Consider the following 14523-nt stretch of genomic DNA (forward strand, 5'->3'; position numbering starts at 1 on the left):
ATAACAAGAACACAGCTTTGCCGTGTTAGCTGCTTTCTAAAGCTATAAAAAAAGCGACACTGCGTTCCTCGTAAGAGGCGAAGTATCGCGGTACCACTCTTGTTTTTACTTAAAAAGGTTAACGGTCATCCCGGACAAGCCTACTTGATTCAGCCTGTCAACTCCAAGGTGAAATTTCAGTCGAGTCAAATGAAATGATTGCAGCCTAGTCATTTCTCTCTGGAATTTAAACATCCCGACCTACTTTGCCCTATCAAAGTTTTTAATCATGATTGATTATAACAAATCAATCATTGTTTTTCAAACATTTTATTGCTAAATTTATATAGACATATACTTGCCGCCACTCCTGCATTCAATGATTCGGCCTTACCCGTCATTCTTATGCTAAATTTCACATCGCTGGCTTCCTTTATCTCATCACTGACTCCAATGCCTTCATTGCCTATAACAATTACGGATTTTCCCGAATAATCAAGATCCTCCATGTAGGAATCACCATCGACTACCGCAGAATATATCCCGTATCCCTTTTCTTTTAAGAATTCCAATGTTTCAATGCTGTCCCCTGCATTGTAAAAGGATACCCTTGTCATAGACCCCATGGCAGACCGGACAGTCTTGGGATTGTAAACATCAACACATCCCTTGTTTACTACTAGAGCCAATGCATTAAAAGCATCTGCAGACCTGATAATGGTTCCCATGTTTCCCGGGTCCTGCAATGCATCTATAAAAACAATAAGATTGCTTCTCAGAAGATCTTCAATATTGGATTCCCTTTTTCTGACAACGGCAAGAATTCCCTGGGAATTGCTCGTATTACTGATGCTTTTGAATATCTTCTTTTCAACAGAGAACACCAAGTCTTCATCGGAGACAAACTTTTGCGATTTGCAATCTTCAGAGACAAGTATAAACTCTATAAGATCCGTTCCAGAAGCATATTCATCAACAAGAGTTTCCCCTTCAGCAATGTATAGACCAAGCTTGTCTCTGTTCTTTTTTGTAAAAAGAGACCTAACCAGCTTTATTTTCTTATTATCGGCACTTTTTATCATTTAATCCTGCTCCAGCTTCTTAAGGCTGGCATTGTCGCCTATGACTATGAGTGTATCGCCTTTTTTAATAATATCTTCGGCATAAGGAGAAATATTGAGATCCTCACCTGTTTTAATGGCCATTACACTTACACCGTAATTATTTGGAAGTTGCAGCTCTCTCAGTGATTTTTCAGTCCAGTCATCCTGTGCAACAACCTCTATTATACTGTAGTCAGGTGCAAATTCAATAACATCAAGAATATTTGATGAAACAAGGTTGTGTGCAACCCTTATCCCCATGTCCCTTTCAGGGAATATAACCTTGTGGGCTCCAATCTTGTAAAGAACCTTTCCATGAAGTTCATTTTGAGCCTTGGCGATAACCTTCTTGACTCCAAGCTCCTTTGCCAAAAGAGTTCCCATTATGGAAGCCTGTATGTCGGACCCTATTGTAACTACTGCCACATCAAAATTCCTGATTCCAATTGTTCTCAATGCGTTTTCATCAATGGCATCGGCTTGAACCGCATGCGTAACATATTCAGCGATTTCCTGAATTTGCTCAGGGTCCTTGTCTATTGCCAAAACATCATAACCAAGCTTGCACAAGGTTTTTGCCACACTTGATCCAAACCTTCCGCATCCTATTACTACAAACTGTTTCATATCTATCACCTATCCAACTAATATTTTCCCTTCAGGGTATCTGTAATATCCCTTGTTTTCCTTTTGTCTCTGTGCTATTCCAAATGCCAAGGTCAGCGGTCCAAGCCTTCCAACAAACATTGTAAGGGTAATAACAAGCCTGCCTATATCTGAAAGCTGCGGCGTCAGCCCTCTACTGAGTCCTACGGTTCCAAAAGCCGATACAACCTCAAAAAGCATATCCATAAATGATGCTCCAAGATTCTTTTCACTGACCAATAGAATCAATGTGGAAATCGCAATAATCATAAAGGCAATTCCTATTACAGCAATGGCTCTAAGTATCAACTTTATAGGAATCCTCTTCCACAAGACTTCAACATCTTCATTTCCCTTTATCAGCCTGAATATTGCTATCACCACTATTCCAACTGTTGTGGTCTTTACACCTCCTGCTGTAGAACCAGGAGACCCTCCAACAAACATCAATAAAATGGTGAGAAAAGTCGACGGCATTGTCATTGCTCCAGTGTCCAAAGTGTTGAAACCTGCAGTTCTTGGAGTCATTGAATGAAACAGGGAACTCAATATTTTCCCTTTGATTCCAAGATTGCCCATAGTTGCCGGATTATTGTATTCAAAGGCAAATATTGTTACAAATCCAAACACCAGCAGGGATGCAGAAATAATAAGGACCAGCTTTGTATGAAGCATATAGCTTTTAAATTTTTTCTTCTGTACAATATCCATTATTGCATAAAATCCAAGTCCGCCTATTACTACAAGTCCAACTACTGTAAGATTTATGATTGGACTGTCTACATAGTCAACCAGACTGTTTCCTGTAATATCAAAACCTGCATTACAGAAGGCAGATACCGAATGGAATATTGCAAACCAGATTCCCCTGGCAGTTCCGTAGTCCTTTACGAAAGCCACCGACAGAAATATTGCACCAATAAGCTCTACTCCAATAGTCAGAAAAAGAATCCTTCTTGTTAATAGAACAACTCCCTGTATTGTAGACGTGTTCATCTCCTCCTGCATAAGAAGTCGATCCTTGAGGGTTATCTTTTTTCCAAGAAGAAATGCTATGAGGGTTGCCATGGTCATTATACCAAGACCGCCTACCTGAATCAGCATTAGAATAACAAGCTTTCCGAATATGGTCCAATGAGCGGCAGTATTCACCACAACAAGTCCTGTTACACAAACAGCTGATGCAGCAGTGAACAATGCATCAATAAATCCTATACTCCTTCCATCCGCCGATGCAAAGGGCAGATTGAGAAGGGTGGCTCCTACAAATATAAGTATCGCAAACCAAAGTATTAAAAAATGCGATGGATGCAGCTTCAGATTCGAATAATTGTTGCCATTGTTACCATTATTTTCATTATTTTCCATGTCAATCACCTACTAATAGTTCATTTTTACATTATAGCACTTAGACACTGTTTTTTAAAGCAATAAAATTCTCCGGATATTGAGCAACTTTCTTCCCTTCGAATTATCCGACGTTCAAGCGAGTGATAATTCCCAGAAACCGGAATCATCTAGAACGTCATGTACATGAAAAAAATAACCGCATGACCTGCGGTTATTTTCTTAACTTACTATTTAACAGAATCTACAAGTTGCTTGAATCCTTCTGCATCATTTACAGCCATTTCAGCAAGCATCTTTCTGTTTATTTCAATGTTTTGAGTCTTAAGACCATTGATGAATCTGCTGTAAGACATTCCATTCATTCTAGCAGCAGCGTTGATTCTTGTAATCCACAATTGTCTGAATTCTCTTTTTCTCAACTTTCTTCCTACATATGCATAAGAAAGCGACTTCATTACTGCCTGATTTGCAGTTCTATATTGAGTACTCTTAGCTCCGTAATATCCTTTCGCAAGCTTAAGAATCTTCTTGTGCTTCTTTTTAGCGTTTAACGCTTTTTTTACTCTAGCCATGATAACCTCCCAATTCGTTACTTATACGGTATTAATTTACTTACTCTTTCAAAATCGCCATCAGAAACCAAAGCTGATTGTCTAAGATTTCTTATCTTCTTTGCTGCCTTCTTTCCTGTAAAGTGGTTCTTGTTAGCTTTCGCTCTTTTAATTTTTCCGCTACCAGTTTTATTGAATCTTTTAGCGGCTGATCTATTAGTCTTAATTTTAGGCATGTCAATCCTCCTCCTAATATTAATTTTTTGAATTTAAGAACATAACCATTTGACGCCCTTCCATTTTCGGTCTTTTGTCTACTACCGAGAATTCAGAAGTTGCTTCAATGAATTTCATCAATACTTCTCTACCAATTTCCGTGTGCCCTAATTGTCTTCCTCTGAATCTTACAACAACCTTGACCCTATCACCTTTTGCCAGGAATTTATTAGCATTTTTAATCTTTACCTGCAAATCATGCTCATCAATAGTAGGGGTCATTCTTATTTCCTTAACATTGATAACCTTTTGCTTCTTCCTGGATTCTTTTTCTTTTTTCGTTGTATCATATTTGTATTTCCCGTAATCCATAATCTTGCATACAGGCGGTTTAGCATTTGGTGACACTTTTACCAAATCAAGTTTTCTTTCTTCAGCAAGCCTCATGGCTTCTCTTGTATCGAGTATTCCAAGGGGGCTGCCGTCTGAATCTATTACTCTGATTTCTCTATCCCTGATTTGATTATTAATATCAAGTTCTTTAATAATTACACCTCCTAAAATTAAATCCTCAGGACATCGAATCCTTCGAATCATCGGTCAGTTGAACCATTCCGACCGGCAAATAAAAAAAGACAGCACTAATCCGCTATCTTCAGAAAAAACCAAAAATATTAACCATACTGGCTGCACAAATGCGCCGTAAGGTGAGAAGCGGATACCTCTACTTTGTTCTTGTCTATTATAGTTAATTGCCGTCTCAATGTCAAGACAATTTATAAATAATTCCCAAAATAATTGACAAAATAACTTTCCCGGGCTTTTCACCCGGGAAAATCAACAATTTAAAAACCTGAATAATAATCTAAAGGATTGGTATGAGAACCGTTCACCCTTACTTCAAAATGAAGGTGAGGCCCCGTTGACATTCCCGTAGTTCCCGAATAGGACACAATCTGACCCTTTGTTACACTCTGCCCTTCCGTCACCAAAACAGATGTGTTGTGCGCCATCAAAGTGGATATGCCGCCTCCGTGGTCTATAAGGACTATATTGCCATATGCCCCATACCATCCCGCATAGGTTACAACTCCAGAGTTTGGCGCCACAATATTAGACCGCATAGGCACGCCTACATCAACTCCCGTATGCATGCTCCAGTATCCATAAAGAGGGTGCGGTCTCATCCCATAGGGAGAAGTGATTCTGTAATACCCAGGAGCAGGCCAAGCCATTTCTCCTCCGGCATATTTCATTTCAAGCTGTTTCTGCTTGATTTTATTTTCAATTTCACTGGAAGCGTCAAGGAGTTTCTGTTCTTCTCTTTTAAGCTCTTCTATATTGTCCTCAAGGCTTGACATATAGGTTTCCTTGGCACGGCTTGCAATTTCAACATCATTTCTCTTGCTCTGAACATCCTCAAGTGCCATATAGTAATTGTTCTGCTCCGACTTAAGCTCAAGCTTCGCTATTTCAAGTTCCGTTTGCTGGCTTTCAAGATTTTCCAGAATTTCAACATCGCTGTTTACAACTCTCTGCACCATGTCAGCCCTGGTCATAAAATCCACAACATCATCCGCATTGAAAAGAACCTCGAGATATCCTACCGCACCATTCTTGTACATGGCCCTTAGTCTGTCCTCCAGAAGTTCCGTATTTGACGAAATATCATCCTTGATCTGTTCTATTTCAGCTTCTTTTGCAGCAATGTTATTTTCAAGTACCGTGACTACGTCATTGAGGCTGTCCTCTTCAGATACCAACGAACGTATCTGGCCGTCAAGCTCTTCAATCTGTTTTTCAACGCCGTATTTTTCAGATTTCACTTCCTTAAGCTTGTCTGTAATACTGTCAATCTTATTTTCAGTATTCTTAAGTTCATTTTGCAAATCGCTGATACTGGATGCCTCGGCCGGCACAGCGGCAAATACCAACGCAACAACAGCAAAGAGAATAAAAACTTTTCTTATCATTCCGCCCTCCTAGACACTCAAGAATTTCTTAAGGGAAACTATGCTTCCCAGTATTCCGATTCCAACACCGATGGTGATAAAAATTATAAGCAGGTCAAATGAAATCAAGTTTGCCGGTATAAGATTAACAGACAGCATTGCGAAGAACTTTTCATTGGCCAGCGACACCATATAGTCGTATCCGTTCAATACAATGATAATGGACAATATTGCTCCAAGCAACCCCAGGATAATCCCTTCCAGGAGAAAAGGTCCCCTTACGAATCCGTTTGATGCACCAATATACTGCATGAGTTCAATTTCCCTTTTTCTGGAAGCTACTGTAATCTTAATCGTATTCTGGATGATAAATACACTGACAAGAAGAAGTATCACTATCAGAACCATGCCTGAAGTCTTAATAAATTCAGCCATATTAACAAGCTTTTCAACAAGGTCGTTGTAATACCTTACTTCTTCAATTCCATCAGTCTTTTCAATCTTATTCACTACGGATTTAGAATATGAAACATCTTTGAGCTGAACCACATAGGTGTTTGGAAGAGGATTGTTTGCCAATCCATCGAGAAGGTATGCATCATCACCGAAGTCCTCCTTCATATTCTCCAAGGCATATTCCTTGGACTGGAATACAGTAGTCATGGTACCTTCGATATCATTTATTTCTTCCCCTATTTCCCTTATTCTGTCATTCGATATGTTGTCATCAAGGTAAACATAGATTTCATCAAATTTTTCCTTTGTTGACAGGGACAGTGCATTTACATTCAATATCAGCATAAGGACCAGTCCAAGTATTACAAGAACTGCCGTTATGGAACCTACGGACGCAATACTCATGGTTCTATTTCTGAATATTCCCTGAAATCCCTGTCTGAATGTATGCTTAAGGATTCTAATAGACATTATAATATTCCCCCTCTTGAGTATCTCTTATTATTTTCCCGTTTTTCAGTTCAATAACCCTTTTTTTCATGGCATCCACTATCATTCTGTCATGAGTAGCCATAATGAGAGTCGTACCTCTCCTATTTATTTCAGTGAATATCTTCATTATTTCATATGTTGTTTCAGGGTCCAGGTTGCCTGTAGGCTCATCTGCAATAATCAACTCAGGCTTGTTGACTACAGCCCTTGCAATGGCTATCCTCTGCTGTTCCCCTCCCGCCAGCTCATTGGGAAAGTTGTTGGCCTTGTCGCTGAGGCCCACCATGCTTAATACCGTTGGCACCTCTCTTCTAATAACCTTTGGCGAATGCCCCACCATTTCCATTGCAAAAGCAATGTTTTCATAGACGGTTTTCCTGTTGAGAAGCCTGAAATCCTGAAATATAACACCGATTTTTCTTCTGTGTATCGGAACCTTCCTGCTGCTCAAATAGGTTATATCCTCACCATCGAAGAATAATCTACCCTCAGATGGATTGATTTCCTTTATTAATAGCTTTATCAAGGTGGATTTGCCTGCACCGCTTTTCCCTACTATAAATGAAAAGCTGCCTTTTTCGATTTTCAAATCGATATTTTGAACAGCTGTAAACTTATCCTTGTATACTTTCGTTACATTTTCAAATTCTAGCATCATTATAATTCTCCATTTTCTTTACTCCCTTATATTTTACAGACTTTTTGCAATTTTTCAAATCAATTATTGCTTTTTACAATATCTTTTGGTCCAAAAAGTATTTTCAGCATGAAAACAGGCAGTAAAATCTGCCTTTTTATCCTCTTAGGATCCGATACAAGCCTGTAAAGCCATTCAAGACCCAGATTCTGGTAAAACTGAGGAGCCCTCTTCACATTTCCAGACAGGACATCTATAGTGCCGCCGTTGCCGATGACAAGATTAGCATTCAAGTTGTTACCATGATAATCAATCCATTTTTCCTGTTTGGGAGAACCAAGTCCTACGAATACAATATCCGGCTTTAAATCATTTATTCTATTTATTATAGCTCTTTCCTCTTGGTGGTCTGCATGCCCTATATGCTGCCCCTTGAAATATCCATGCTGGTATCCGCATATTATGTCACCAAACTTTTTCCTGATGTTTGCAGAAGCCTTTTCAGCAACTCCGGGAGCACCTCCGAGCAGGAATACCTTGTATCCCTTTTCAGCTGCAATAGTCAATATCTCCACTGAAGTATCGAAACCGGTCACTCTTTCCTTAAGGGGAAGCCTCTTGATTCTGGAAGCATAGATTAAACCTATTCCATCGGGAAGAACCATGCTGCCCTTGTTGATGATTCTTTTCAATTCGCTGTCATCGTTGCAAAGCATTACAATCTCAGTGTTTGGTGTGAAAATTGTAAATATTCCATCGCCTCCCTTTTCAAGGCGATTCCTTATTTTTTCCCCAGCCTCTGCTTTTGTAACATTATTGATGCTTACATCCATTATAGAAATCTTATTCATACTATTCCTCAAGCAATTCCTTTATAATTTTTTTATTCTCTTCCAGCGTATTCACAAGCTCGTTCCTTTTCCCAATATATTCTATATTGCCTTCAAGTTTTTCAAAAATGTCACCGCACACCTTGTCTGGGTCTATGTTTTCTATGCTGCATGTTGATTTCATACCCAGACTTTTCATAAAGTATTCAACCTTTGGATCATAGGATATGGCGGATATCCTGACAAATGATGAAACGGCAAATATCAAGGAATGAAGTCTGGCGCCCAGAAGCAGACTTAACCTTCCTATGAGCCCATATAATTCCTTTGACGTCATTTTGTCCTTCACTGTTCCCAGTTCAACATCTGTTCTTGCCTCAATTTCTTCAATCAATTCAATATCTTCATCAAAATGAAAAGGTATAAGCACAACCTCTATACCTTTTTCATGGAGCTTCTCGATTATCTCCACAACAGGCGAAACCACATCGGTGTCCTTCCATTTCCTGACCGATATTCCCACAAGGGTCTTATCCATTTTTTCATACTTGATATCCGGTCCGTAGTCTATTACGGGATCCGCAGAAAAACCTGTCTTATCTTCTTTTACACCAAGTTCCTTCAATACATTGAAGGAATTGGCATCCCTGACCGTTATCCTGTCCGCTCTGTTTAGCAGTCTTGCCGTCATCCACCTGTTGAATTTGCCTTCAATGGGTCCTATTCCCTGACTCAGCAAAATAACCTTCTTTTTTAAAAGCTCTGAAACAAAAATCAGATAAAGATAATAGTAAATACTCTTTTTGCTCGTAACATCCTGAAGAAGACTGCCTCCACCGAATACTACAATGTCATTGTCCGCTATAGCCTTGTTCACCTTGAAAAAGTCCTTCCTGTCTACCGAGCTCACATCAAACGTCTTTTCCGTATATTCAGGCTTGCCAGATAAAACGCTTATCTCCGCATCTGCTGAATTCCCCCTTATCATTTCTATAAACTTTTCAAGTATTGCCTCATCGCCAATATTGTTCAATCCGTAATAACCTGCAAGTAAAATTTTACGCATCCAGTGACTCCTTATACCTGCAGAATGTTTTATAGGCCATGTCTATTACTACAAGAGCAACACATCCCAAAACGATTCCAAATGCCAGTGAGAATCCGCTTCTAACTACGGAAAGATAAAGAGGACTTCTTATGTGGCTGAAAGTATTGACTATTGACGCAAGTCCTATTACAGCTCCAACAGACATGATTCCTCCCAATATTTTGAAGCCCTTGTTCAAGAAATAAACCATGGCATACAAAGCCGGAAAGGCTATAAGGAATTCCTTTGTCCTCGGTCTGGCCGGAAGCACCCTTTCAAGGAAATTCCTTGATATCATTTCAATATCGGAGGGCTGTACGCTGGTTTCATGACCTGTTCTGGATATATATATATATCCGACATATGCCAGCACAAGACCAATGACAACATATATGATCTTGATGTCACTCATCATAACTCTTTTCGCCATCTTGATTATACTGTCATCCTTATCCTTGTAGATGATTTCCAGATAAAACACAATCATTGCAGCAATAGGAATGATCTGACTGATTTTCACACCTCTGAAGATATCCATTTCAAGCATGAATTTGGTTTCCGACAGAAACGATGTGGAATATAATCCACCCATGAGTGCTATTGCTGTACACACGACAAGAATTCTTGCAGCCTTTGACATGCATCCAAAAATTCCAAGGTCCCCATTTCCAATTTTCATTCCTTCCCTTGCAAGGACATATGCTGCCAGCGAAGAAAAACAGACAGCACCAAGCAATGCAAATGTAACCTTTGCAAGGTCCGGTTTTAAATAAGTCAACAATCCGAACAATGATACGGCTGCAGCCGCAAGTGCAATATTTGTCTTGCTTCTCATTGACACCAATCCATTGATCAGATATATGCCTATAGCTACAATTCCAAGACTCATAATAAAAGTATCAACTATTGAATTGCTTGTATTTCCCATATCCGATGGTTCTCCCAGTATTATTCCATGGGCTTGAAGCCTTTCTTCAAGGCTTGCAAAGGAATCCACATATAGTTGTTCATTGTCGGAATAATTCAAATCTCCATCCATGTAAGGCTTAAAATATATGAATCTGATATTTCTTTCCGTTATGGCCCTGTACAATGAATTTTCTATTTCCTCGGCTCCGGCATAATTATAGTAGCCTATTCTTTCCCTTATAAAATCCCACATTGTAAATGCCCTGATTGCAGAATAGTCAAGAGACTCCACAAGACTGTCCAGACCGCTTTGAACCAGATGTTCCCTCTGCTCGCCGCTTTCTATCATGACAGGAACAATGCCCTTATCCCTCATATATTGAGATAATTTACCCATGCCCGAAGGATATCCCGCAACTTCCTTGCCATAAAAAAGTACATACCTCTGTTCAGGATTCAACGTATTTATTGAATCAATGAAATTGTCAACAATCTTATCTGAATACCTGCTGTAGTTTATAGGTCTGAAAAGAATTTTCAACCCGCTGGCTTCCAAAAGCGAATACTTTTCCATGTCATAGCCTATACCAATAAGAAGAAGTTTTGATGAAACGGGATTGTTGACATTTATTATTCCAGTACCATCAATATCAAGGTATTTTACAGCATCGGTATAGATCATATCCTCATATGACCCGTCCAAAACTACATAATTATTCTCTTCCTCATAAACCCTATAGAAATCTTCGTCATATCTGTTTTTCAGACCATTGCACACAAAATCAAAAGTTTCACTGTCATGGATTTTCACTATCAGGTCAAACTTGTCGACATTGCCGTCTTTCATATCATTCTTTATGGATTCGGGAAGACTGCTGTATTTTTCATATTCTTTTTCCAAGTCTCCAACTATATCGACAGACAAACTTTTTCCATCTTCAATCATGGAATACAGTGTTTCTTCATTGAGGGAAACATATCCCGCTCCCAGGCCCTTGAAAAAGCCAAGCCAGTACTCCAGACTCTTGTCTGAATCATCAGCCAGTTTTTCCATCTCATCAAGGTCAAGTATGTAATTATACTCTTTCAGCCCCTTTTCTATATTGAACCTTTCATGCAAGGCACCAAAGGAAAACAACAAGCTTACAACAACCATCAATACCAATATATTCTTTAATTTCATCATTCTGCTCCTATATCTAAAATGTGCTAAACAATTATATCAGAATTGCAACCATCTTTCTATGTAAATATGTGAAATTTTATTGCTTATTCAATATGCTGCAGCAAAGGCATCAGGTATATACTCTATAATATTCATAGCTGTCAATCCATATTCGCCGTACTTCTTCTTTGCCATATCGCCTGCCAATCCATGGAGATACACACCGAGTTTTGCTGAATCCATCAATCCAAAACCCTGCCCCACCAGGGACCCGATTATCCCAGTAAGGACATCTCCGCTGCCGGCCGTTGCCATGCCAGGATTACCCGTTTTATTGATGTAAACATCATCTCCGTTTGCAACGACAGTATTATGCCCCTTCAATACAGTCACCGCTCCGTATTTTAAAGAAAATTCCCTTGCTACCTCCACTCTGTTTTCATTAATATGACTTATACTGTATCCAGTCAGTCTTGACATTTCTCCCGGATGAGGCGTTACAATGATATCTCCATTCCTGCTTTCCAGAACCTCAAGATTTTCCGATATACAATTCAATCCGTCGGCATCAAGTACAATGGGTACATCGGTCATTTTTATCACTTCACATATCAGTTTCACTGTAGATTCATCCCTTCCAATTCCAGGACCGATGCAAAGAGAATCATATTCCGAAATCTTTTTTTCAATATTCTTATAATCATCACAAGAAAGAAAATCCTTGCTGAAATCAAGTTCTTCTATGATAACTTCGTTGAACTTAACAGCAAGTATGTTATGCAACACCTCAGGAGCAAGGACATGTACAAGACCGCTGCCGGATTTCAATGCAGACTGGCCCGCCATATATACGGCTCCACTCATTCCCTTCTTTCCTCCCAATACTCCGATCCTTCCATAATCGCCTTTATGGGTGTCCTTCTTTCTTTTCAATATCTTCACCGGCGGTTCGGGAATGCTCGCCCAATTTTTCTTCATCTGGCCAATGGCTGATGCAGCAGCATATTCGTCACTGTGGGTTATTGATACTTCAATATCTGATATGCCCATTTCTTCCGCCATTAAAAGAGCCTTTCCAAGAAGTTCCACATGGGGTTTCCCAAATTCATCACTGCTTATTACAATCTCATCCCAGTTGAATCCGGCTATTCCCGTCCCTATGCATTTACTTACAGCTTCCTTGGCTGAAAATATGCCGGCAGCCGTTGTTGCCTTGAATTTTCTTGATTCAAGATATTCCAATTCAGATTCCGAATAAATCCGTTTTAAGAATTTCTCTTTTTTTATCAGTTTCTCTATCCTTTTCACTTCTACTATGTCTATTCCATTGCTTATCATTATCATCACCAAGAAAATTATATAATTAATGAAATAAAATGTAAACATTCAATTGACATTATTCAGTCAGTGTATATAATATATATTAGTAAAAATGAGAGGTGCAAAATGAAAGAGAATGTAACGCTGATTAAACATCCATTGATCCAGCATAAATTGACAATGTTAAGAGACAAAAATACATCATCAAAGGATTTTAGAGAACTTGTTAACGAACTTTCCATGCTTATGGCATTTGAAGTTACCAGAAACCTCCCTGTTGAAGATGTTGAAATTGAAACTCCAATCTGCAAGACTGTTGGAAAATGCCTAAGCGGTCTTGATGTAGCAATCGTTCCTATAATGAGAGCGGGAATGGGAATGGTTGAAGGAATGCTGAGCCTTATTCCCAATGCAAAGGTTGGACATATCGGTCTATATAGAAACGAAGAAACAATTGAACCTATAGAATATTACTGCAAGCTGCCTTCTGACATTTCTAAAAGACTTGTAATTGTAACAGACCCCATGCTTGCTACCGGAGGCTCACTGAGAGATGCAATTACAATGCTCAAAAACAGAGGTGCAGTAAATATCAAGGCAATGATTCTTGTGGCAACTGAAACAGGTATAAACGAAGTTCTAAAATACCACCCCGACATAGAAATATATACAATCTCGATAGACGAAGGTCTTAACGAAAAGTCCTACATAGTACCGGGACTTGGAGATGCAGGAGACAGGCTGTTCGGTACGAAATAAGCAAGAAACAAATATAGGATGATCGGTATGAATCGATATCCTATATTTTTTTATTTAATCAATCCATACACACCACAAATATTAGCACTGCATTTTTTTGACATAAGCTCGAAAATATGTTATAAATTTATTAATTTTCTTTAAATTAATGTAATTATTTATTATAATATAATGATAAATATTTTAGAGGTGGTAAAAATGAACATAATAGAGAAATTCAACAAAAAAGACAAGGTAATATCCTTTGAAATTTTCCCTCCAAATAAAACCATGACCCTGAAACAGCTTCTTGATGTAATAGACGAACTAGCCCTGTTCAGACCCGATTTTATTTCTGTAACTTACGGAGCTTCAGGAAATGCAAACAGCAACTATACAATAGATATAGCTCAGTATATAAAGGAAAAATATACGATCGAAGCCATGCCTCATCTCACCTGCATAACTTCAACAAAGGACAAGATAGATGAAATTTTAAGGTCCATAGAAGAAAAGAAGCTTAGAAACGTCCTGGCTTTAAGAGGAGACCTTCCAACGGACCCAAACTTTAAATTTCCCGACCCTCTACATTTCCAGTATGCATCTGACCTTATCAAGTATATAAAATCAAGCAAGTATGATATTTCAGCAGCCGCAGCCTGCTATCCGGAAGGTCATATGGATTGCGATTCCCTTGACAAGGATATCGACAATCTATGCAAAAAAGTGGAAATGGGTGCAGACTTTCTCATAACCCAATTATTCTTTGACAACGAAAAATATTATACCTTCAAGGATAAGCTTTCTAAAAAAAATCTATCAGTACCAATTACAATGGGTATATTGCCTGTTACAAATGCGAAGCAAATAAAAAGAATCACCACCTTGAGCGGTGCTTCAATTCCAGCCAAGCTCGATACCTTGCTGAAAAAGTATGAAAACGACAACAAATCAATGATGGAGGCAGGAATAGAATATGCCTGCAGACAAATGGAAGAGTTGAATGAATTTGGAGTAGACGGATTCCATCTTTATGTGATGAACAAACCCGAAGTAGCGAAAAAAATATTTAAAAACATGAATTGGTAGGTAT

At 38.9% G+C, this 14523-nt stretch carries 15 protein-coding genes and 1 other annotated feature; of the genes, 2 read left to right on the top strand and 13 right to left on the bottom strand.

Annotation, left to right across the window (positions count from 1 at the left end):
- Window positions 1-70 precede the first annotated feature (70 nt).
- Window positions 71-266, bottom strand: a binding site (T-box leader).
- A 24-nt stretch (window positions 267-290) separates the two neighbouring features.
- The 13 genes from BUB05_RS04815 to BUB05_RS04875 all read right to left on the bottom strand — a co-directional run bounded on the left by BUB05_RS04815 (window position 291) and on the right by BUB05_RS04875 (window position 12710).
- Window positions 291-1061, bottom strand: a complete 771-nt coding sequence (locus tag BUB05_RS04815) for a TrmH family RNA methyltransferase (protein ID WP_073047988.1) — start codon at window positions 1059-1061, stop codon at window positions 291-293.
- On the bottom strand, window positions 1062-1709 hold the full coding sequence (locus BUB05_RS04820) for a potassium channel family protein (protein WP_073047991.1): 648 nt from the start codon (window positions 1707-1709) through the stop codon (window positions 1062-1064). It abuts the gene before it with no gap.
- A 9-nt stretch (window positions 1710-1718) separates the two neighbouring features.
- Window positions 1719-3095, bottom strand: a complete 1377-nt coding sequence (locus tag BUB05_RS04825; RefSeq protein WP_073047994.1) for a TrkH family potassium uptake protein — start codon at window positions 3093-3095, stop codon at window positions 1719-1721.
- Window positions 3096-3304: 209 nt separating this feature from the next.
- Window positions 3305-3649 carry a 50S ribosomal protein L20 gene (rplT, locus tag BUB05_RS04830; RefSeq protein WP_073047996.1) on the bottom strand — a complete coding sequence of 115 codons (345 nt, stop codon included), beginning with the start codon at window positions 3647-3649 and terminating at the stop codon, window positions 3305-3307.
- Between the two features lie 17 nt (window positions 3650-3666).
- On the bottom strand, window positions 3667-3864 hold the full coding sequence (gene rpmI, locus BUB05_RS04835) for a 50S ribosomal protein L35 (protein ID WP_073047998.1): 198 nt from the start codon (window positions 3862-3864) through the stop codon (window positions 3667-3669).
- A gap of 19 nt (window positions 3865-3883) precedes the next feature.
- Window positions 3884-4441 (bottom strand): translation initiation factor IF-3, encoded by a 558-nt coding sequence (gene infC, locus BUB05_RS04840; protein ID WP_094762713.1) that lies wholly within the window; start codon window positions 4439-4441, stop codon window positions 3884-3886.
- Between the two features lie 248 nt (window positions 4442-4689).
- Window positions 4690-5817 carry a murein hydrolase activator EnvC family protein gene (locus BUB05_RS04845; RefSeq protein ID WP_073048000.1) on the bottom strand — a complete coding sequence of 376 codons (1128 nt, stop codon included), beginning with the start codon at window positions 5815-5817 and terminating at the stop codon, window positions 4690-4692.
- 9 nt (window positions 5818-5826) lie between these two features.
- On the bottom strand, window positions 5827-6723 hold the full coding sequence (gene ftsX / locus BUB05_RS04850; protein WP_073048002.1) for a permease-like cell division protein FtsX: 897 nt from the start codon (window positions 6721-6723) through the stop codon (window positions 5827-5829).
- Window positions 6713-7399 carry a cell division ATP-binding protein FtsE gene (gene ftsE, locus BUB05_RS04855; protein ID WP_073048241.1) on the bottom strand — a complete coding sequence of 229 codons (687 nt, stop codon included), beginning with the start codon at window positions 7397-7399 and terminating at the stop codon, window positions 6713-6715. The genes ftsX and ftsE overlap by 11 nt, the downstream gene beginning before the upstream one ends.
- A gap of 62 nt (window positions 7400-7461) precedes the next feature.
- Window positions 7462-8232: a WecB/TagA/CpsF family glycosyltransferase gene (locus BUB05_RS04860; RefSeq protein ID WP_073048004.1), complete on the bottom strand. Its 771-nt coding sequence runs from the start codon at window positions 8230-8232 to the stop codon at window positions 7462-7464.
- Window position 8233: 1 nt separating this feature from the next.
- A complete protein-coding gene (gene csaB / locus BUB05_RS04865) occupies window positions 8234-9277 on the bottom strand; it encodes a polysaccharide pyruvyl transferase CsaB (RefSeq protein WP_073048006.1) in 1044 nt (347 codons plus the stop codon).
- Complete coding sequence (locus BUB05_RS04870; protein ID WP_073048008.1) at window positions 9270-11390, bottom strand: DUF5693 family protein; 2121 nt, start codon at window positions 11388-11390, stop codon at window positions 9270-9272. The genes csaB and BUB05_RS04870 overlap by 8 nt, the downstream gene beginning before the upstream one ends.
- A 90-nt stretch (window positions 11391-11480) precedes the next feature.
- The gene (locus BUB05_RS04875; protein WP_073048010.1) at window positions 11481-12710 is read right to left on the bottom strand and encodes an NAD(P)H-hydrate dehydratase; all 1230 of its coding nucleotides are present in this window, start codon (window positions 12708-12710) and stop codon (window positions 11481-11483) included.
- A gap of 108 nt (window positions 12711-12818) precedes the next feature.
- Here BUB05_RS04875 and upp point away from each other — a divergent pair, with 108 nt between their 5' ends.
- On the top strand, window positions 12819-13451 hold the full coding sequence (upp, locus tag BUB05_RS04880; RefSeq protein ID WP_073048012.1) for a uracil phosphoribosyltransferase: 633 nt from the start codon (window positions 12819-12821) through the stop codon (window positions 13449-13451).
- A 198-nt stretch (window positions 13452-13649) separates the two neighbouring features.
- Window positions 13650-14519: a methylenetetrahydrofolate reductase [NAD(P)H] gene (gene metF, locus BUB05_RS04885; RefSeq protein WP_073048014.1), complete on the top strand. Its 870-nt coding sequence runs from the start codon at window positions 13650-13652 to the stop codon at window positions 14517-14519.
- Window positions 14520-14523: the final 4 nt, after the last annotated feature.

The sequence above is a fragment of the Dethiosulfatibacter aminovorans DSM 17477 genome, assembly GCF_900142005.1.
Classification (GTDB): Bacteria; Bacillota; Clostridia; order Tissierellales; family Dethiosulfatibacteraceae; genus Dethiosulfatibacter; species Dethiosulfatibacter aminovorans.